General features: G+C 42.8%; 21 protein-coding genes and 1 pseudogene. 16 read left to right on the top strand and 6 right to left on the bottom strand.

Features of this window, described 5'->3' with window-relative positions:
- From AB5150_RS11215 to AB5150_RS11165, 11 genes and pseudogenes are all read left to right on the top strand, one after another.
- A pseudogene (locus AB5150_RS11215) lies at window positions 1–367 on the top strand (LTA synthase family protein); the annotation flags it as partial.
- Between the two features lie 151 nt (window positions 368–518).
- Window positions 519–1970, top strand: a complete 1452-nt coding sequence (gene guaB / locus AB5150_RS11210) for an IMP dehydrogenase (RefSeq protein WP_015533942.1) — start codon at window positions 519–521, stop codon at window positions 1968–1970.
- A 132-nt stretch (window positions 1971–2102) separates the two neighbouring features.
- On the top strand, window positions 2103–3143 hold the full coding sequence (lepB, locus tag AB5150_RS11205; protein WP_022215883.1) for a signal peptidase I: 1041 nt from the start codon (window positions 2103–2105) through the stop codon (window positions 3141–3143).
- A gap of 38 nt (window positions 3144–3181) precedes the next feature.
- Window positions 3182–4033, top strand: a complete 852-nt coding sequence (locus AB5150_RS11200) for a PHP domain-containing protein (protein WP_161171898.1) — start codon at window positions 3182–3184, stop codon at window positions 4031–4033.
- Between the two features lie 23 nt (window positions 4034–4056).
- Window positions 4057–5478, top strand: coding sequence for a sodium-dependent transporter (locus AB5150_RS11195; protein ID WP_055280491.1), 1422 nt, complete (start codon window positions 4057–4059; stop codon window positions 5476–5478).
- Window positions 5479–5604: 126 nt separating this feature from the next.
- Window positions 5605–6573, top strand: a complete 969-nt coding sequence (locus AB5150_RS11190) for a tRNA-dihydrouridine synthase (protein ID WP_161171897.1) — start codon at window positions 5605–5607, stop codon at window positions 6571–6573.
- Window positions 6574–6662: 89 nt separating this feature from the next.
- The gene (locus AB5150_RS11185) at window positions 6663–7025 is read left to right on the top strand and encodes a YccF domain-containing protein (RefSeq protein WP_015533938.1); all 363 of its coding nucleotides are present in this window, start codon (window positions 6663–6665) and stop codon (window positions 7023–7025) included.
- Between the two features lie 563 nt (window positions 7026–7588).
- Complete coding sequence (gene aspS / locus AB5150_RS11180) at window positions 7589–9340, top strand: aspartate--tRNA ligase (RefSeq protein ID WP_055273302.1); 1752 nt, start codon at window positions 7589–7591, stop codon at window positions 9338–9340.
- Window positions 9341–9490: 150 nt separating this feature from the next.
- Window positions 9491–9706: a hypothetical protein gene (locus AB5150_RS11175; protein ID WP_015533935.1), complete on the top strand. Its 216-nt coding sequence runs from the start codon at window positions 9491–9493 to the stop codon at window positions 9704–9706.
- Between the two features lie 123 nt (window positions 9707–9829).
- The gene (locus AB5150_RS11170) at window positions 9830–10291 is read left to right on the top strand and encodes a hypothetical protein (RefSeq protein ID WP_055273304.1); all 462 of its coding nucleotides are present in this window, start codon (window positions 9830–9832) and stop codon (window positions 10289–10291) included.
- Between the two features lie 4 nt (window positions 10292–10295).
- Window positions 10296–10715: a hypothetical protein gene (locus tag AB5150_RS11165; RefSeq protein WP_055146970.1), complete on the top strand. Its 420-nt coding sequence runs from the start codon at window positions 10296–10298 to the stop codon at window positions 10713–10715.
- Window positions 10716–10857: 142 nt separating this feature from the next.
- Here AB5150_RS11165 and AB5150_RS11160 read toward each other — a convergent pair whose 3' ends face one another.
- Genes AB5150_RS11160 through AB5150_RS11150 form a run of 3 tightly spaced genes read right to left on the bottom strand, consistent with a single transcriptional unit; the run spans window position 10858 to window position 13414 of the window.
- Window positions 10858–11373: an immunoglobulin-like domain-containing protein gene (locus tag AB5150_RS11160; protein WP_022215889.1), complete on the bottom strand. Its 516-nt coding sequence runs from the start codon at window positions 11371–11373 to the stop codon at window positions 10858–10860.
- Between the two features lie 56 nt (window positions 11374–11429).
- A complete protein-coding gene (locus AB5150_RS11155) occupies window positions 11430–12752 on the bottom strand; it encodes a HAMP domain-containing sensor histidine kinase (RefSeq protein ID WP_055273306.1) in 1323 nt (440 codons plus the stop codon).
- On the bottom strand, window positions 12740–13414 hold the full coding sequence (locus AB5150_RS11150) for a response regulator transcription factor (protein WP_015533934.1): 675 nt from the start codon (window positions 13412–13414) through the stop codon (window positions 12740–12742). The genes AB5150_RS11155 and AB5150_RS11150 overlap by 13 nt, the downstream gene beginning before the upstream one ends.
- A gap of 221 nt (window positions 13415–13635) precedes the next feature.
- Between AB5150_RS11150 and AB5150_RS11145 the strand changes: the two genes are divergently transcribed.
- From AB5150_RS11145 to AB5150_RS11130, 4 genes are all read left to right on the top strand, one after another.
- On the top strand, window positions 13636–13995 hold the full coding sequence (locus AB5150_RS11145; RefSeq protein WP_022215893.1) for a helix-turn-helix transcriptional regulator: 360 nt from the start codon (window positions 13636–13638) through the stop codon (window positions 13993–13995).
- A 208-nt stretch (window positions 13996–14203) separates the two neighbouring features.
- Complete coding sequence (locus AB5150_RS11140) at window positions 14204–14548, top strand: hypothetical protein (RefSeq protein WP_055273308.1); 345 nt, start codon at window positions 14204–14206, stop codon at window positions 14546–14548.
- A gap of 41 nt (window positions 14549–14589) precedes the next feature.
- Entirely contained in the window at window positions 14590–15795 is a 1206-nt protein-coding gene (locus AB5150_RS11135) for an ABC transporter permease (protein WP_368291875.1), read from the top strand.
- Window positions 15785–15967 carry a hypothetical protein gene (locus AB5150_RS11130; RefSeq protein ID WP_368291874.1) on the top strand — a complete coding sequence of 61 codons (183 nt, stop codon included), beginning with the start codon at window positions 15785–15787 and terminating at the stop codon, window positions 15965–15967. Before AB5150_RS11135 ends, AB5150_RS11130 begins: the two co-directional genes overlap by 11 nt.
- Before the next feature lie 243 nt (window positions 15968–16210).
- Here AB5150_RS11130 and typA read toward each other — a convergent pair whose 3' ends face one another.
- The 3 genes from typA to AB5150_RS11115 form a co-directional block, all read right to left on the bottom strand.
- The gene (gene typA / locus AB5150_RS11125) at window positions 16211–18037 is read right to left on the bottom strand and encodes a translational GTPase TypA (RefSeq protein ID WP_055146965.1); all 1827 of its coding nucleotides are present in this window, start codon (window positions 18035–18037) and stop codon (window positions 16211–16213) included.
- Between the two features lie 130 nt (window positions 18038–18167).
- Window positions 18168–19052, bottom strand: a complete 885-nt coding sequence (gene hslO / locus AB5150_RS11120; RefSeq protein ID WP_015533929.1) for an Hsp33 family molecular chaperone HslO — start codon at window positions 19050–19052, stop codon at window positions 18168–18170.
- Between the two features lie 143 nt (window positions 19053–19195).
- Window positions 19196–19999, bottom strand: a complete 804-nt coding sequence (locus tag AB5150_RS11115; protein ID WP_055273310.1) for a class I SAM-dependent methyltransferase — start codon at window positions 19997–19999, stop codon at window positions 19196–19198.
- 191 nt (window positions 20000–20190) lie between these two features.
- Between AB5150_RS11115 and AB5150_RS11110 the strand changes: the two genes are divergently transcribed.
- Window positions 20191–20691: an NUDIX domain-containing protein gene (locus AB5150_RS11110; protein WP_055273312.1), complete on the top strand. Its 501-nt coding sequence runs from the start codon at window positions 20191–20193 to the stop codon at window positions 20689–20691.
- The last annotated feature ends 9 nt before the right edge of the window (window positions 20692–20700 follow it).

The following is a 20700-nucleotide window of genomic DNA, read 5'->3' as shown; positions in this document are numbered from 1 at the left end:
GGGCGTGTATGTGCCACCGGTTGATGAAGAAGCGGATTTCACGGCAAATGATGGTTCCGGGGACGGTGAGAGTGCTGAGGAGCCACAGCCTATGAATGGATATTATATCCACGGAAGCAACTTCAATGAATGTACATTTGTGTGGATAGATGATGCCTTTTTGAAGGAGACTATCTATATAGACAGAGATACGCTGTTTCTTCCATATGAGGACTCGTTTGAGGCGGGCAAGGAGATATCCGTGGCGCAGGTCGGAGACGACAGTATAGATTTCGGAGTGGAAGACACTTATGTATATAAGGGAGATCCTGAAGATCCGGAGGACACAGAGACAAATGTGACCACGGAGACGGAAGAACTGCCTTGACAAGAACTATATAATTTGTTAGCATGTTTAAAAAGTTACATCACCCAACGCGATAAGTGTTGGGTGATGTGTTTTCTCTATTAAGGCTAATTGACGTACATAATGAGCACAATGCTCTTATTAAATATTTTACAGAAAGAGAGAGAAGAAAATGGGTAAGATTATTGGCGAAGGAATTACATTTGATGACGTTTTATTGGTACCTGCTTATTCTGAGGTATTACCAAATGACGTTGACCTTACAACAAAGCTGACACAGAAGATTAAGTTGAACATTCCTCTTATGAGTGCCGGTATGGACACAGTTACAGAGCACAGAATGGCTATTGCCATGGCTCGTCAGGGTGGTATCGGAGTTATCCACAAGAACATGTCCATAGAGAAGCAGGCAGAGGAAGTTGACAAGGTAAAGCGTTCAGAGAACGGTGTAATATCAGATCCATTTTACTTATCTCCAGAGCATACACTGGCAGATGCTGACGAGCTTATGAGCAAGTTCAGAATCTCAGGTGTACCTATCACAGAGGATGGCAAGCTTGTTGGAATCATAACCAACCGTGACCTGAAGTTTGAGAAGGACTACACCAAGAAGATCAAGGAGTCAATGACATCTGAGGGTCTTGTTACAGCAAAGGAGGGAATCACACTTGACGAGGCTAGAGAGATCCTTGGAAAGGCTCGTAAGGAGAAGCTTCCTATCGTTGATGACGATTTCCATCTGAAGGGACTCATCACGATCAAGGATATTGAGAAGCAGATCAAGTACCCATATTCAGCACATGACGCACAGGGCAGACTTCTCTGTGCAGCAGCAGTAGGATGTACAGCCAACATCCTCGACAGAGTTGCAGAGCTCGTATCAGCAAAGGTTGATGCGATAGTTATAGATACAGCACATGGACATTCAGCCAACGTTCTGAGAACCTTCAAGATGGTTAAGGAGAAGTATCCTGACCTTCAGGTTATTGCCGGTAACGTTGCAACAAGATCAGGCGCACAGGCTATGATCGACATGGGTGTAGATGCAGTCAAGATCGGTATCGGACCTGGTTCTATCTGTACAACAAGAGTTGTTGCAGGTATCGGTGTACCACAGATCACAGCTATCATGCAGGCATATGATGCAGCTATGAATGCCGGAATCCCTGTTATCGCAGATGGCGGTATCAAGTATTCAGGAGATATCACAAAGGCTCTGGCAGCAGGTGCCAACGTATGTATGATGGGAAGCCTGTTCGCAGGTACAGATGAGGCTCCTGGTGATTTCGAGCTTTATCAGGGACGTAAGTACAAGGTATACAGAGGTATGGGATCTATAGCAGCCATGGAGAATGGTTCTAAGGACAGATACTTCCAGGAGAACGCAAGAAAGCTTGTCCCAGAGGGCGTTGAGGGCCGTGTGGCATACAAGGGATCACTTGAGGATACAGTATTCCAGCTCATCGGTGGACTTCGTTCAGGTATGGGTTACTGCGGAGCAAAGAACATTGCAGAGCTTCATGAGAAGGCAGAGTTCGTCAAGATTTCAGCAGCTTCACTCAAGGAGAGCCATCCACATGATATCCATATCACAAAGGAAGCTCCTAACTACAGTGTAGAGTAATAGAAATTTGCATAGATGATTTCAGATAAGAGGATGCATATCTGTCAGATATGCATCCTTTTTTCTTGACACCGTTCTGTTATGTGAGATAATGGAGAATAGGTGTCTTAGAAAAGAGGTGTTTGGATATTTATGAAGGTAAACAATCCAGGTAAAAAAGATCTTGACCAGCTTGTGATGCTTGAGCAGGAGACATTTTCTGAGGCTGAGGCAGCAAGCCGGGAGTCTATAGAGCGAAGACTGAAGGCGCACAGAGAAACTTTCTGGGTGCTCAAGAAGGACGGACGAATAATAGCAGGTATAAATGGTATTACTACTAATGAGAAGGATTTGAGCGATGCCATGTATACGGGCGAGGACTTCTACGACAAGAAGGGTCGCTGGCTTATGATATTCGGCGTGTCAACTCTGCCGGACTATCAGCACAATGGATATGCGGCGAAGATAATGCATGAGGTTCTTCAGGAGACGGTCAAATGTAAACTCGACGGAGTCGTCCTCACATGTAAAGAGAACATGATCCCATTCTACGAACAATTTGGTTTTGTGGATGAGGGCGTGAGTGAATCTGAGCATGGCGGTGTCGTCTGGCATCAGATGAGGATAAGGCGCAGAGATATAAAACGTGATTATAAGCAGGATGTGATTGATTGTATAGTGATAGTAGTTGTGGCCGCCGTACTGGCATTTCTGCTGGGACGATTTGTGATATTAAACTGTAATGTACCTACTGGTTCCATGCTTGAGACAATACAGCTTGGAGACAATATAATAGGAAGCAGGCTTACATATAAGTTCTCTGATCCTGAGCGTGGCGATATAGCCATATTCAAGTGGCCGGACGATGAGTCCCAGGTATATATCAAGAGAATCATAGGACTGCCGGGTGAGACCGTGGAGATCATAGATGGTAAGGTATATATAAATGGAAGTGATACTCCGCTCAAGGAGGATTATCTGAGTGATGAGGCAAGGACTGACGTAAGATCGTTTGGGCCGTATCAGGTTCCTGAGGACTGTTACTTTATGCTGGGAGACAACAGACCAAACTCAGCGGATGCCAGACTTTGGGAGAATACCTATGTGAAGCGTGACAAAATACTTGCCAAAGCAGAATTTGTGTATTTCCCATTTTCACAGATAACATGGCTTGGAAACGGAGCAGAGTATTAGATTGTATGTCATGATGGATAATCAGAGGAGATGGTCACATGAACAGAGTAAGATTTGACATGCATTGTCATACGGCTGAGGGATCACCCGATGCCAAAGTAAAGATTCTTGATTATATTGATCTGTTAAAGCAGCGTGGTTTTCACGGAATGCTGGTCACAGACCATGATTCATATTCCGGATACAAAGCGTACTTAAGGCAGAAAGATAAGGTGAAGGATTTCTCTGTGCTCAGAGGTATCGAGTATGATACGTTTGACTATGGACATTTCCTCATCGTATTGCCATCAGATACACCTGAGGAGGTGTACGACCTGTTTGAACATAGGGGCATGGCGCTTATCAGGGTGATATGGCTTGTGCACGAGTGCGGCGGTATACTTGGCCCAGCTCATCCATTTGGCGAGAAGTTCATGAGCTTTGGCAGCACGAGAAGGCTTGGCGTGATAGAGCACAGACTATATGCACAGCATTTTGACTTCATAGAGGGATATAATTGCTGTGAATCAGCCAAGAGGAATAAGATGGCCAGAAGGCTTGCGTCATACTATGATATACCTGTTTTTGGTGGAAGCGATGCCCATAAGGAGAACTGTGTCGGACTTGCAGGTACATATCTTCCGGATTATATACATTCGGAGGATGATCTGATAAATTATATAAATGACGGCAATCATCCCGAGGTTGGCGGAAAGAGATACCCGAAGACCTTGAAGGACAAGATAGGACCTGCCGGTAAATTCCTGACGTATGGATTTTATTTATACAATATATATGGCGCATTCCGAAATTATCCTGCGAGATGTCGCGCATACTTTGCGGCATCGGCAAAGCTGAAGGCAAAAAGGAAAAGTAAATGTCCAGACAGGGGACTGGATAGCAAAAAATAAAAGCAAAAACAGAAAGGGCGATTATGAATAAGAAGGAAAGAAGTAATTTTACGGGGACGCTGGGCTTTGTTATGGCAGCAGCGGGAAGTGCGGTAGGACTTGGAAATATATGGAGGTTTCCATATCTTGCGGCAAAGGACAACGGAGGCGTGTTTATACTTGTGTATATAATACTTGCACTTACATTTGGATTCACACTGCTCACAACAGATATTGCAATAGGAAGAAAGACTCGGCAGGGACCGCTCACCGCTTATGGTCTTATACATAAGAAGTGGAAATGGCTTGGCGGTCTGGCATGGATCGTACCGGTCATAATCCTTCCATATTACTGTACTATCGGAGGATGGGTTCTGAAGTATATGACAGCATATTTTACAGGTCAGACAGAGGCTGCCACTGGTGACGGTTATTTCACCGGTTTTATAACAGCCCAGACTGCGCCTATAGTATTTGCACTTATATTCCTTACGGCCACAGGCGTTGTCGTATTCTGTGGTGTTGAAAAGGGAATAGAGAAGTTTAGCAAGGTGCTCATGCCGATATTGGTAATTCTTATAATTGGAATTTCAATCTATTCGCTGACGATCAAGCATACCGGTGATGATGGTACGATCAGAACAGGAATTGATGGACTGAAGGTATATTTGATTCCTGATTTTAAGGGAATGACATTCAGGGATATATTCATGGTTGTAATGGATGCCATGGGACAGCTCTTCTTCTCGATAAGTGTCGCTATGGGTATCATGGTTGCGTATGGCTCATATGTTAAGAAGGATGTTAACCTTATGAAGTCGATCAATCAGATAGAGATATTTGACACGGCAGTGGCTTTCCTTGCTGGTCTGATGATAGTCCCTGCGGTGTATGTGTTCTCTGGAACGGAAGGCATGTCAGCGGGCCCTGGACTTATGTTCATATCTCTGCCAAAGGTATTCAATGCCATGGGTAAGGTCGGAACAGTCATCGGAGCCCTGTTCTTCATCATGGTTACATTTGCGGCGATTACATCCTCAGTATCGGTCATGGAAGCGATAGTGTCAGGACTTATGGATAAGTTCCATCTCACGAGAAAGAAGAGTGCGGTCATAACAACTGTATATGCGGTTGTCGGAATGTTGGTCGTATGTTTCGGTTACAACATATGGTACTTTGAGCTCAAGCTTCCAAATGGAGCTACAGCCCAGATCCTCGATGTGATGGATTACCTGAGTAACAACATCTTCATGCCGCTTGTGGCTATCCTGTCATGTATACTTATCGGCTGGGTAGTGAAGCCTAAGACGGTTATAGACGAGGTTACAAGAAATGGCGAGAAGTTTGGAAGAAAGAAGCTCTATATTGTCATGGTAAAGTTTGTGGCACCAATACTGCTTGCATTGCTGCTTCTCCAGTCATTTGGAATTGACTTTGTACAGTTTGTTACAAATCTGTTCAAATAGAACAATATAGTTTATAATGTAGAGGCATTTGTCATGTGAGTGATGAAGGCCTCTATATTTTTGTCATAAGGAATGTCATTGCAGGATATTTATACCGGGTTTACGGATTTAATGGGAGAATGATGGATGAACAACAGGGATGATTTGATATATCTTGCCCCGATGGAGGGGATAACAGGATACATATACAGAAATGCACATCACAAATATTTCGGCGGCGTTGACAAATACTTTATGCCGTTCATTGCCCCGGCGAAAGGACGTCCTCTCAGAAACAGGGAACTAAGGGATGTGCTGCCGGAAAACAATCAGGGGATAAATGTGGTGCCGCAGCTTCTGACCAACAGCGGCGAGGGATTTGTGAAGGCCGCAAAGTTCCTGAAGGAGCTTGGATATAACGAGGTGAATATCAATCTCGGCTGTCCGTCAAAAACTGTTGTCACGAAGTATAAAGGCTCGGGTTTGATATACGATACGGAGAGGCTTGACAACTTCTTATATGAAGTATTTGCCGCCGACGTGATGGATGTGTCTATAAAGACCAGAATAGGAAGAGACAGTTCTGTGGAGTTTGAGGATATCATAGAAATATATAAGAAGTATCCGATAAGTGAGCTGATCATACATCCGAGAATACAGACGGATTTCTACAAGAATACGCCAAACATGGAAGTGTTTGCCGAAGGTGTGGCTTCATATGGAAGACCAGACACAGTGTGCTACAACGGAGATATAAACAGTGTGGCGGATTATGACAGGTTCACGGGTGATTTTCCTGATATAAGTAAGGTTATGATAGGCAGGGGGATAATAGCTGATCCTTGTCTGGCGGAGCGGATAAAAGAAGAGTGTGGCGACAGTACATATGACTGGAACAGATTCTTCATATTTCACGATGAACTTTACAGGAATTACTGTGAGTCGGATGTGGGCAGGGGCAACACGATGTTCAAGATGAAGGAGCTGTGGGCTTACTGGTCGAGGCTGTTTTGTGATGTGGAGGGAGCTGAGAGGGCTCTTAAGAAGATCCGGAAGACTAGAGATAATGGTGAGTATGAGGCGGCAGTCAGGATGCTGGCTGCACTGTGCAGATGAAATGAATTTAGTATGATGGGGTGTATTGTATGAGTGTATGCTTGGATTACTATATGTTAGTTGTGTTTTGATGATTAGGAGATGATATCATGGGATGTCTTGGAAATTGTATATGGTTTTTATGTGGCGGAATATTGAGCGGACTTTCGTGGGTGGCAAGCGGGGTGCTGTGCTGTATAACGATAATAGGGATTCCGATTGGGATGCAGTGCTTTAAGTTTGCAGGACTTGCATTCTTTCCATTTGGAAAAGAGATAGTGTATGGAGGCGGGGCTGGCTCGCTGATCGCGAATATCATATGGCTGCTCTGCTGCGGAATACCTATGGCGGTAGAGAATGCCTGCCTGGGGCTGCTGCTTTGCATAACGATAGTCGGAATTCCATTTGGGCTTCAGTTCTTTAAGATCGCCAAACTGTCGCTCATGCCGTTTGGTGCAGAGATTGTGGGATGATGGTGGAAATATACATAAATATAGTTGACAGAACTTGAATCACTAGAATATAATAATGTGGCGTCAGATATGTGCTGACGCCATATATAAGGCAATGACGAAGAGAAGTAGCATAGATTATCGCCCACAGAGAGCCGGTGGTGGTGGGAGTCCGGCGGAGTGAATATATGTGAATAACACTTTACCAGCCGCAAGCTGAAAGATATAGCCCATAGCGGGATACGTGTTTTATGTCGAGTAGGGGAGCCGTAGCTGCACGATACGCAGAGAGGTCATGAGCAAGGTGACTGAGAGGGACTGGGACGCGATGCTTTGAATATACGAAGATCGTGTAACGGTAAATCAGGTGGTACCGCGGACATTAAAGCAGACAAGTAACCGACAGGTAGTTTGAGAGAGCTTATGTTCGTCCTGAATATTTGCATATATATATATGTGCATCTGATTCAGGATGAACATAAGCTTTTTCTATTTGCAAGAGAAATAACAGCCAGTGCGTAATCCTGAAAAAGCCAAAGTGGACATAAAGCCACAGGCAAATAGTAAAGAAAAGGAGAGAACAGATGACAATCGAGAACATTTATCGTAACAGAACAATGAACGAGATCACTGAGGGCGATGTGGGACAGACACTTAAGGTTGCCGGATGGGTAGAGAATATCCGTGACCATGGTGGAGTATCATTTATCGATCTTCGTGATATGTATGGCGTGCTCCAGGTAGTAATGAGAGACACATCACTTCTTGACGGAATAACAAAGGAGGACTGTGTATCGATTGAGGGTATCATTGAACACAGAGATGAGGAGACATACAACCCTAAGATCCCTACAGGTACTATCGAGCTTGAGGCGAAGACTGTAGAGATACTCGGTAAGGTATACAAGCAGATTCCATTTGAGATCCAGACATCCAAGGAGACACGTGAGGATGTGAGACTCAAGTACAGATATCTTGATCTCAGAAACAAGAAGGTTAAGGACAACATGATATTCAGAAGTCAGGTCATCAGCTACCTTCGTCAGAAGATGACTGAGATGGGATTCCTTGAGATCCAGACACCTATCCTCTGCGCATCATCACCTGAGGGTGCAAGAGATTACATCGTGCCATCAAGAAAGTTCAAGGGCAAGTTCTATGCACTTCCACAGGCACCACAGCAGTACAAGCAGCTCCTCATGGTATCAGGATTTGACAAATACTTCCAGATAGCTCCTTGTTTCAGAGATGAGGATGCGAGAGCAGACCGTTCACCAGGAGAGTTCTACCAGCTCGACTTTGAGATGAGTTTTGCAACACAGGAGGACGTATTCAAGATTGGAGAGGAAGTCCTCTCAGCAACATTTGAGAAGTTTGCACCTGAGGGCGCAGTTGTTACACAGGCTCCATATCCGATCATCAGCTACAAGCAGGCTATGCTTGAGTTTGGTACGGATAAGCCTGACCTCAGAAACCCACTTAGAATAATAGATCTTACAGATTTCTTCCAGAGATGTACATTCAAGCCATTCCACGGCAAGACGGTACGTGCCATCAATGTACACAAGAAGCTTTCAAAGGGACAGCATGAGAAGATGCTCAAGTTTGCACAGAGCATCGGCATGGGCGGCCTTGGATATCTGGAGATACTTGAGGATATGTCATACAAGGGACCTATCGACAAGTTCATTCCTGATGATATGAAGGGTGAGATCGCAGAGCTTGCAGGCCTTCAGCCTGGAGATACTATTTTCTTCATCGCAGACGTGGAGGAGCTTGCAGCGTCATTTGCAGGACAGATCAGAATTGAGCTTGGCAACAGACTTGACCTCAACGAGAAGAACGCATTCCGTTTCTGTTATATAAATGACTTCCCAATGTACGAGTATGACAAGGAGAGCAAGAAGATCATCTTCACTCACAATCCGTTCTCAATGCCACAGGGCGGACTTGAGGCGTTAAATGAGAAGGATCCACTTGATATCCTGGCTTACCAGTACGACATCGTCTGCAACGGTATCGAGCTTTCATCAGGCGCTGTAAGAAACCACGACATGAAGATCATGGTTAAGGCATTTGAGATCGCAGGATACACAGAGGATGATCTGAAGGAGAAGTTCGGAGCACTCTACAATGCATTCCAGTTCGGAGCACCACCTCATGCAGGTATGGCTCCTGGTGTGGACAGAATGATCATGCTTCTCAGAAACGAGGAGAATATCAGAGAGGTCATCCCATTCCCAATGAATGGAAATGCACAGGATCTTATGTGCGGAGCACCTGGCGAGGTTACAGAGCAGCAGCTCCGTGAGGTTCACATTAAGGTCAGACAGTAAAAAGGCCGGACGGCACTTGTAGTTCGAGATATGGATATGTTTCATATCTTATGTATCAAGAACTACAAGTGCCTGTTTTTTTGACATGTACTTGTGTATAAAAACGGTTTTAATTGTTTTTATGAGAATTGTAAGAGGAGGCTTTTGACGATGGCAGGTTTTCTTATAAAGGACACAACTAGGGAAGAACGAGAGCAGATAGTTGCCGATTCTTTGGGAAATATAGATGCTTACTGCGATGGATGCATGTGCGGTATCACAGAGATGTACCAGGATTATATTGATGGGAAGAAGGAGCTCCGTGAGATCAATATGGAGTTCAATGCGAGATATGTCCGGGATGAGGATATGGATGGACGGAAGTGAGCATATGGTGACAACTTTAATAATATGTATGTTGCAGAGCTGGGAAAGCCATGTTAATATGGACATACAGTTAGCTGGTTTACAATAACATCCATAAATAAGTATTAAAAAGGGGAAAATTGTATGGGGATACGAAAAGAAATATTTATATGTGCTGCGGCGCTTTCGATTATGGCATGTACTGCCTGCGGTAGTTCTGAGGGAAATGTTTCAGGAACAAATGGCGTGGAGACCTCGACCGGTGTGGAAAGCGGAATGATAGAGCAGCCACAGGTTATGTATGATGGGTATATCTATTATTACAATGCAACCGGAAGAGATGAGAAATTGCCGGAAGGATACGAGATCGCGGGAACGATAAAAAAGGTCGACAGCAAAGACTATCCTGCAGAGAATTTTGCGGCAGCAGGCGTGGATCTTGAAGCTGGACAGGAAATATATATCAGCACAACTGAGAAGAATGTCATTTATCTGAAATATGACAGCGGATATGCGAGGTTTGAGAGAAGTCCTGAGGATGCTGCAGCGGAAGAACAGGATGAGACGGAGGTTGCAGAGAAAGAAAATGAGATAGAGGGGGAATAGTGAAATGGCAGATAATATGGATGATGCTATGGCAGAAAATTATGGAGAATATGGATTTGGAGAAGACGGAGAATTCGACTTTGACAGTATATTGGGGATAGATCAGCTTGACCTGAACTACGAGGCACATGTTGCAGGATTTGACGGAGAGAGCTTTTTATATAGTGTGTATTTTGACGGCGGTGTGACAGATGAGAAAGCTGAAGAGATCCAGCAGGTGATGTCGGGTTATTCTTCACAAAATGGTGATGAAGAAAACTATATGGGGTATATTGATATATATAAGGGTGAAGACCAGATAATGATATACCTTGACCTTGGCGGTGTATCAGAAGAAAATAGCAACATGGCGGTAACGGGTATACTGAACGCACTTAACAGTGTCTCAGGTATAAAGAGTGTTATCATAAACGAAGGGATGTAGAAAAAAGAAAACACGTGTGAAAAGTCCATGATGTTTATTCTGAAATCACAAAGTAATTTTTGGCTATCTTTTCAAAAGTTCTGAGTCGAACTTTCTACTTCATAAGCGTTTTTTTATTTCATGCTTATGAAGTAGAGAATTTTTACCTTATCGTAAATTCGCAAGATAAATTATATGTATCGTAATCCCAATCTCTTTCACTTTCAAAGAACGCAAATTGTTTAATCAAACGATAGTGTCCAGCAGGCAATTCTCCATAAAAACTTTTAACATCAATTTCTAATGTTAATCGTTCGTTAGGCTTAATAAAACAATCCTTTTCATTGCTCTTTGAGGGGTCATCAAGCTGTTTAAGTTGATACCAAGTGCCGGATTGTTCAGCTTCTATTTCAAAATAATTTGGTGAATATCGGTATTCTTTATCAGAAGTATTTTCTATTAGAAATGAAAGGTGCTTCAAATCTAAATCCTTTTCTGTACTCATTGAAATCTTCAAATCACCCAAAGTGTCAAGTGCTTCTTCACTTCCATAAGGAGAAACCTCATATTCTTCGGAATAATCTTGTACTACATGGTTATCACTGTCCTTTGCTTGACTGCACCCAACAATACACACCAATAACGATAAGTTTAGAAACATACATATTATTTTTTTCATTTGTCCTTATCTCCTTTCTTTTAAATTTATAATAGCAATAAAATGTCTATTTTCAATCAACTTTCATTGCAATTTATTTTTACTGTAACACATGCTCCCCCTGCTTCATTATTAGCAATTTGGATATTTCCGCCATGTCTTTCACTTAAAATCTTACTAATATTCAGCCCTAATCCCAAATGTTCAGTAGATATATCTTTCGATGATTTATAAAATGGTAATGTCGCTTTTTCAATATCAATATTTTTAAACCCGCAACCATCATCTGAAACAGATATAACTAAATTATTATTCTCTATTACTGCGCTAATAGCAATATCACTTTTTGCGTATCTAATACTATTAGAGAGTAAATTTTCATAAATCTGCATGACTGTATTTAAATTGATAAACAAGGTTATATTATCACCGCTTGTAGTAATTGAAAAATGTTTGTCATAACAAAGTGCTTCTGCTGTGTTATTAAAATTATCAATAAGTGCATGAAATGTAATCTGTTGCCGTGGAATATCAATATCCTCTAACCTATATAAGTTCGTCATAGCATTTACATATTTTTCAAGACGTGAAACATTTTTTGACATTACTGATATTTCATCTAATATTTCTTCTTGTGATACTAAGCCTTTGGGAATAAAGGAAAGCAGCATAGTAGCATGACCCTTTAGTAAAGTCAAAGGAGTGCGTAAGTCATGTGAAAAAGCAGCGTTTAGACGGCGCTGTTCAGCAAATTGTCGAAACATAGTTTCATTATTTTTCGCCAAACAGTCTTTCATTTTTTCAAAGGCATGACAGAGTTTTCCCATTTCATCATTTAATGGATATGATAACGTAAAATCTAAGTCATTTGCTTCAATTTTATGATACGCATTAGTTAATAGCTTAATAGGTTTCGATATTTTTTTTTTATAAAAAAATGTTACACAACATATCATATTAATAGATAATACGATAGGAATAATTGCAACATTTAATGAACCTAAAACACTGTCAATAAGCCTATCCCGGTTTGTAAAATTAGGTGAAACTTCGATATATGAAACATGGTTCGGATAGACATATTCGTGTACTGGGCGTTCTTTTTGATAATCAACATTGAACTTGCATATCTCGTTTCCTTTCGTATCAAATATTGTGTATTTTGTTTGGTCATTACTATAAGCGGCGGTAAATGAACCATTTTCCGGTATATCATACCTTGTTGACATATTTTCATACTTATAGTTCAAATTTATTCTGTATTTGTCAACCATTGAAATTAAAAGTATACAAATAATTATTCCAATCAACAACGAAAACAAAGCATAAAGAACAAAGGACATCCTAATACTCATGCTATTTAACCGATTGAACCATCTGATTCTCTTTAATTTTTCCATTTATATCCGCACCCCCAAACAGTTTCAATGTAAGGTCTATCGCCTAAAGATAAAAATTTTGCCCTAATACGTCTGATATGTTCTGTAACAACTGTATTATCACCAATGCCGTCTAATCCCCAAACTTTTTCATAAATAGTTTCCCGGTCAAAAACAATTCCTTTGTTTTGTGAAAGGAAAGATATTATATCAAATTCCTTTTTGGTAAAAGCCATATCCTTATTATGATAAAACACAATACGTGAGGAATAATCTATAACCATATCTTCATCAAATTGCACCTTTGAAGATGTATTGTGTCTTTTTTCTCTGCGAAGATGTGCTGCAATGCGAGCTTCTAATTCATCAACAGAAAATGGTTTTATTACATAGTCGTCTGCGCCAATAGAAAATCCTTTTATTTTATCACTATCTTCAATGCGTGCTGTTAAAAAAATTATAGGGCATGAAACATAATCCCGTATTCTTTCACAAACAGTAAATCCATCAATATCTGGCATATTAACGTCTAACAAAATAATGTCAGGTTTTTTTTCTACTTCTTTTAATGCAGCATTTCCTGCTGTTGCAGTATATACCGTATATCCAAGTTTGCTGAAATAGCAATACAGCATTGATACAATTTCTTTTTCATCGTCTACAATTAAAATACTCTGCGACATAAATGTGCCTCCATTGTGAATATCTGATTTAAGATTATCAAACAAAAATCTATTTCTAATCAATTTCTTTAATTTTCGATGTCATTAGATATTATATATGGCAATATGAGTTGTAGCAACCTTACTCTGCATGTTTTATGCTCTATTACCATCAATACTATGATATGTGTAATCATATCTCAAAGAAAAGAGGAACAGTAAAATGTAATAGGGTGAAAAATATGAAGCAGGATAAAGTGAAGTATGATTTTAAGGCTTTCGGGCAAGCCATTAAAGCAGCAAGAAAAGCAAAGGGAATATCACGCAATCAGTTAGCCGACACACTGAATATTGCGCCCCGGTATATCGCGTCCATTGAAAACAGCGGGCAGCACCCAAGTTTACAGATTTTATATGAGCTTGTAACCCTGCTTGACGTATCAGTAGACCAGTTCTTTTTCCCGGAACGGGAACAAGAGAAGTCCACACGCCGCCGTCAGCTCGATACCATGCTTGACACAATGAGCGAAACAGACTTAAAAATCATGTCTGCTACTGCAAAAGGCATAGAGGAAGCCAACAATGACAGGACGGGGGAATAAAGTTCCCTCGTTTTTGTCTGCATAAAGTGAATGAAGCGTCGCAGAATTGCGGCGTTTTTCTTTTGCGCTTTTTGGCATACTGGGAGTTCCGTTGTAGTGATAAGTGAGGAAAAAACTTTCTTAGCAAGCATAGGAAAAGAGTACCCTTTTCCGTATTTTCGCCCTCCCGTCCTGCGGTGCGTCGGTTGAAAATTGCTTGTTGGGAAGTATGGAGGAGATTGAGACGTATATAGGCAATATAGAGTCTGGAAAGAGCGGAAGCATAGATATCCTCACGAATGCCGTGGCGACGACTGCTGCGAGCGGTGATATGTCAAAGGTGATAGTTACATATGAGGACAAAGAGGGGAATGAGACGACGATTGAGGGGAATTTCAAGGCGACTGTGGAATCTTCGGTGTATGCCAATGTAGAGAAGATAAAGGACAGCACAAAAAGCAGTGATAAGAAGGTGTTATATGGTGTAATTGCTGTGGTTATAGTGATAGCTCTGTTCTGTATATGTGCGATAAGAAAGCACAGGAGAAAAAAGGAGATTCTTGATGAACTTTAGATTCCGGTCACGGAGAGAGAGTTTATAAGGAGATAGATTGTATGGGGTGGATATGGCATTTGTGTCTTATGAATATGAAGAGAAGAAAGATCAGAACATTTCTCACCGTTCTCGGCGTGATGATAGGTGTTATATCGGTTGTAGCACTTCTGGCTGTGGGAATCGGAGTCAAGAACGAGATGATAGATTCTGCGGTTGCAAGTGGAAGTGTCAACCAGATAACGATATACAGTGAGACCGGAAGTAAGCATAAGGATCGAATGATAACGGACAGAACGATATCTACATTGACAGATCTTGCAAATGTGGATGGTTGTTATCCTCTGTATGAGGTGCCTGTGAGTATGAAGTATGAGGAGTATGAATACTTTGGCAATCTTGTGGGTGTGCCGGGAAATGAGCTTGATGGCTGGAGTCTGGCCTATGGGGAAAACAGCAATTCTTCACATGGGACACCTGAACTGATCTCGGGCGGCAGTGTGGGCAAAATGTTCTTCAATCAAAAGACATTTGACAGTTACGAGAAGAGAGAGAAGAAGAGTATTGCATCCCTTGTCGGAAAGAGATTTGACACGACCGTTGGATGGAGCGGTGAAAGTGACAGGATATTCAAACTGAAACTCGCCGGGGTTTTATCTGATGGAGATACGGATAACAGCTCTGACAATGCTTCTGCTGACACTTCTTATGACAGTGAAGTTCAGGATGAAGAGTCTGACGAATCGCTGGACATCTCTGACAGCTACAGCGAGAAGTCTCAGACGATATACTGTGATATGGATTCACTGAAAAGCCTGCTCAGAAAGGTCAGCGCCGATGGCAAGCTTTACGGTCAGCCGGTGGATGGCAATGGCAACAGCTACCGTGAATTTGTCTACACATCAGCGGTGGTGATCGTAGATGATATAAATAACGTCGATGCGATGGTAAAAAAGCTTCAGGACATGGGGTATCAGACAGAGAATTTCAAGGAATATCTGGACACGATACAGAAGTACCTCAAGATGATACAGCTTCTTCTCGGCGGAATCGGAATGATAGCACTTATTGTGGCTGTCATAGGAATAAGCAACACCATGACGACCTCTGTATTCGACCGGGTAAACGAGATCGGTATATTGAAGGTCCTCGGCTGCGACATAGACGAGCTCAGACTTCTGTTCCTCATGGAGGCCGCAGTGATAGGACTTGTCGGAGGCGTCCTCGGAGTATTATCACTCCTACGGAGTGAGAATAGTGGTGAATAAAGCCGCCGTCTCCATGTTCAACCTTGCAAAAGAAACCCAGATAGCCATGATCCCATGGTGGCTTGCACTGGCCGGAGTCCTCGGCTCCGTGATCCTCGGAGTGGCAGCAGGCTATTTCCCAGCAATATGGGCCTCAAAACTAAGACCAATAGACGCCGTGACAAGGAGGTAAAAGGTCACAAAATTATCGCAAACATAAAGAAAAAGCCAGAAAGATACAAAAAACAGAAAAGTTGAATCATTCAGAGGAAAATAAGCAAAAAAGATACAGTTTTACGCACAAAAAAAGCAGAGACAACTCACACAAAACACAAAGAATGTGTGAACTGTCTCTGCTTTTGTTGTATATCCCGTGATGGATCCACATCCTTACAGTGTACGGGCTTCACTATCTAAAAGGACTTTTCGTCCGTCCTTATTTCCTGTTGGCTCTGTAACGGAGAGTATGGTCAAGAATCTTCTTACGGATTCTGAATGACTTTGGTGTGATCTCCAGAAGCTCATCAGTGTCGATGAAGTCAAGAGCCTGCTCAAGACTCATCACCTTTGGAGGTGAAAGCTTGAGAGCATCATCTGATCCTGAAGAACGTGTGTTGGTAAGCTGCTTCTTCTTGCAGACATTGACCTCCATGTCCTCAGCACGAGGATTCTCACCTACAACCATACCGGCGTAAACCTGCTCACCAGGTCCGATGAACAGTGTTCCACGCTCCTGTGCGTTGAAAAGACCATATGTGATCGAAGTACCTGACTCGAATGCGATGAGTGATCCCTTTGAACGGTAGCTCATGTCACCCTTGTATGGAAGATACTCGTCAAATGTTGTGTTGATGATACCTGTACCCTTGGTAGCTGTCATGAAGTCACCACGGAATCCGATAAGTCCACGGGATGGAACAGAGAACTCAAGTCTTGTGGTTCCATTTCCTGTAGGAGCCATTCCCTGAAGCTCCCCCTTTCTCTGGTTCAGCATGTTGATGATAGTACCTGCAAATTCGTCAGGAACATCTATATAAGCGATCTCAAATGGCTCAAGCTTATGTCCGAGCTCATCTTCCTTGTAGATAACCTCAGCCTTACTTACTGCAAATTCATAACCTTCACGTCTCATGTTCTCGATGAGGACTGACAGGTGAAGCTCACCACGGCCTGAAACCTTGAAAGCCTCAGTTGTGTCAGTCTCCTCAACTCGGAGGCTGACATCTGTGTTCAGCTCTCTGAAAAGTCTCTCACGGAGATGTCTTGATGTTACGAACTTACCTTCCTTGCCTGCGAGAGGAGAGTCATTTACCATGAATGTCATGGCGATGGTTGGCTCAGAAATCTTCTGGAAAGGAATTGGGTCAGGATTCTCAGGGGAGCAGAGAGTATCACCTATCTGTACATCTGCGATGCCTGAAACAGCAACGATAGAACCTATCTGTGCTTCCTTAACCTCTATCTTGTTAAGACCCTCATACTCGAAAAGCTTTCCGATACGAACCCTCTCGAGCTTGTCCGGGTCATGCTCATTTACTATGACAAGATCCTCATTTACTTTGAGGACACCATTGTCGACCTTGCCGACACCGATACGTCCAACGTACTCGTTGTAGTCGATTGTGCTGACAAGCATCTGTACACCTGCCTCAGGATCGCCTGTAGGAGCAGGAATGTAATCAATTATAGTGTCGAACAGAGGCTTCATGTCTGTGCCTGGCTTGGATGAGTCAAGTGTTGCATAACCGGACTTGGCAGAAGCAAATACAAATGGGCAGTCAAGCTGATCCTCATTTGCATCGAGCTCGATGAGGAGCTCAAGAACTTCGTCAACTACCTCGTCAGGACGTGCCTCAGGACGATCACATTTATTTACACATACGATAACTGCAAGATTAAGCTCAAGAGCCTTCTTCAGAACGAACTTGGTCTGTGGCATAGGACCCTCAAATGCATCAACAACGAGGATTACTCCGTTTACCATCTTAAGAACTCGCTCAACCTCACCGCCGAAGTCTGCATGACCCGGAGTATCAATGATGTTGATCTTGGTGCTTCCATATGTTACGGCAGTATTCTTGGAGAGGATAGTGATTCCTCTTTCACGCTCGATATCGTTGGAATCCATGACACGCTCAGCGACCTCCTGATTGTCACGGAACACACCGCTCTGCTTTAAGAGCTCGTCTACAAGTGTTGTTTTACCGTGGTCAACGTGGGCGATGATAGCCACATTTCTGATATCATCTCTTGTTATCTTCATAATTTTCACTCTTTCTTTCAAATTTAGTCTACTTTACAACGGTTAACATTCTAGCATAGTGAAAAAACCAATGCAATAATTATAATGTACAAAAATGTTGTAAAAATGAGGGCAAATGGCGGAAAAATGATTATTTTGCAGCCGCTTTGAGCAGCATCTCTTTGAGTTCGTCAGGTGAGAACTTGTAATGAGAGTTGCAGAACTGGCAGTTGACCTCTATAGGCTCGCCCTCCTCGAGAAGGCTTGCGATCTCTTTTTTGCCAAGGCTGAGTACCGCATTGTAGTATCTCTCCTTGCTGCAGTTGCAGTGCCACTCGGTAGGCAACTCATCGGTCACTACAACGTCATATCCTTCAAATACATCCTTGATGATGTCAAGAGGAGTCTTGCCCGCATCGAGGAGACTGGTGATAGAAGAAAACTCGTTAAGTCTCTTCTCAAGAACGTCTATGAGCTCATCCGATGCAAATGGCATAAGCTGTATGATGAAGCCGCCTGCCTGTTTGACGGTGTTGTCCTTCTCCATGAGAACACCAAGGGCAACAGATGTAGGAATCTGCTCAGATGTCGCAAAGTAATAAGTAAGATCTTCGGCAATCTCACCGGACACGAGCTGTGTCTGACCGACATAAGGCTCCTTGAGACCGATATCCTTGATAACTGAAAGCACGCCGAGATCAAGTGCCTTGGCAACATCCAGCTTACCCTTGTCATTTGCGTGAAGGATAACGTTTGGATTGTTGACATATCCCTTGACTCTTGAATGTGCGTCTGCAGTTACGGTAAGTCCTCCGATCGGTCCGTTGCACTGGATCTGAAGTGTGAGTACGTCGGACTCGTTCTTGCACTGTGCTCCCATAAGTGCTCCTGCTGTGAGCAGTCTTCCAAGTGCGGCTGTAGCCACAGGGCTTGTGTTGTGGATAGATCTTGCAGTCTCCACGATATCTCTTGTTGTTCCGGCGAAGAATCTTACCTGATTGTTCGCCGCCATACCTCTTATTATATGATCGCTCATGTTGTATACCTCGCTATTCTATGTTGATTAGTTTTGTTACATTTTGAAATCTGTCCGGTTATCTCTATATATAATCGCATTATAATTAATGATATATTGGACAATCTTCACCATTTTATATTATGAATGATGATAAGACAAGCCTATTCATAGTGTTTGTTATCCTGGTGTGTCTCCCTTGCAACCACGTATACCCTTTCACTGGAATCTGTGGCTGGCAGCCATGTAAATGCATCGTACATGGCAACGAGCTCCATGCCTGAGTCAGCAACGCATGTCCTCATGTCATCAAGGGTCAGGCCTCGCTGATAATGGAATTCCTGATACTTCCTGTATAGAGGACACTCATCATCCGGTTCAATGCCTGATTCTGGGTATTCTGGGAGAAACAGGCTGAGAGCCAGCTCATTTATATCGGTTTCCGTATCGTAGTAGTTATCCCAGATAAAGCTCACGTCGTCCCTGTCCTCGGCTATGGTGCTGTCGGCAACCACATCCTTGAAATAATGGCGGGTCTTGAAGTCGCAGATAAATATGCCCTTTGATTCGAGATAGTTATTTGCCAGCCTGAATACATGTGTGATATCTGAAAGCTCAGTGAGATAGTTGATGCTGTCACACACACATACGATGGCATTCACCGTGCCGAAGAGCTCAAATTCCCTCATGTCCTGCATGAGATACAAGATGGATTCGTGACCTGTATCAAGTTTTTTTTCATTTGCCACCTCAAGCATCTCATATGAATTGTCGATACCGATCATGTCGTATCCGGCATCCGCCAGCCTTTCCGTTATCTCTCCGGTGCCACATCCAAGCTCACATATGAGCCCTTCGTCCACTCCGTATTTTCTCAAAACTTCTATTATATATGTGCACCAGTCATCATATGGAATGTTGTCCATCAGTTCATCATAGACACTGGCAAATACCTCATAAGCGTTCATGCTTCCTCCTTCAGCCTGCGCTGGTCAAATCTCTTGATAACAGTTTGAATTGTACCACAGCTTAAGTTTTATAGTAAACTGCAATAAATAATTATGCATAAAATTCGAATGATTGTTGAAGAAACTTAAAATAGCATTTATTATGTTACTGGGCAGAACAAATATAAAAATCAGAAAGAGGACAAGTAGAGATGGAATACTGGGATATTTACGATGTGAACAAGCAGCCTACAGGACGCACTATGAAGAGAAATGACTGGAATATGCAGCCGGGGGATTATCACCTCACAGTGCTCGGTGTGCTCCAGAACAGAGAGGGAAAGTATCTAATAACCAAGCGTGTCATGACAAAGGCGTGGGCAGCAGGCTGGTGGGAGGTATCCGGCGGCGGAGTGCAGGCAGGAGAGTCATCCATAGAGGCTGTCAGACGAGAGGTGATAGAAGAGACAGGCATAGACGTAAGTGATTTCGATGGAGGCTTGCAGTTTACATATAGGAGAGATAACCCGGATGAGAAGGACAACTACTTTGTGGATGTCTATAAGTTTACTGGAGATTTTTCGGAAATAGATATCAGGCCTCAGGAGGCGGAGACCGATGGTTTTAAACTGGCAACGCTGGATGAGATAAAAGAATATGCAGAGCAGGGAATCTTCCTTCATTATGACAGTATCAAGAAAGTGTTTGAATAAGCCGGGTTG

Source organism: Coprococcus sp. RTP21281st1_F1_RTP21281_210402 (assembly GCF_040915325.1).
GTDB classification, from domain to species: Bacteria; Bacillota; Clostridia; order Lachnospirales; family Lachnospiraceae; genus Coprococcus; species Coprococcus aceti.
This window is presented reverse-complemented; position numbering and strand designations above follow the sequence as displayed.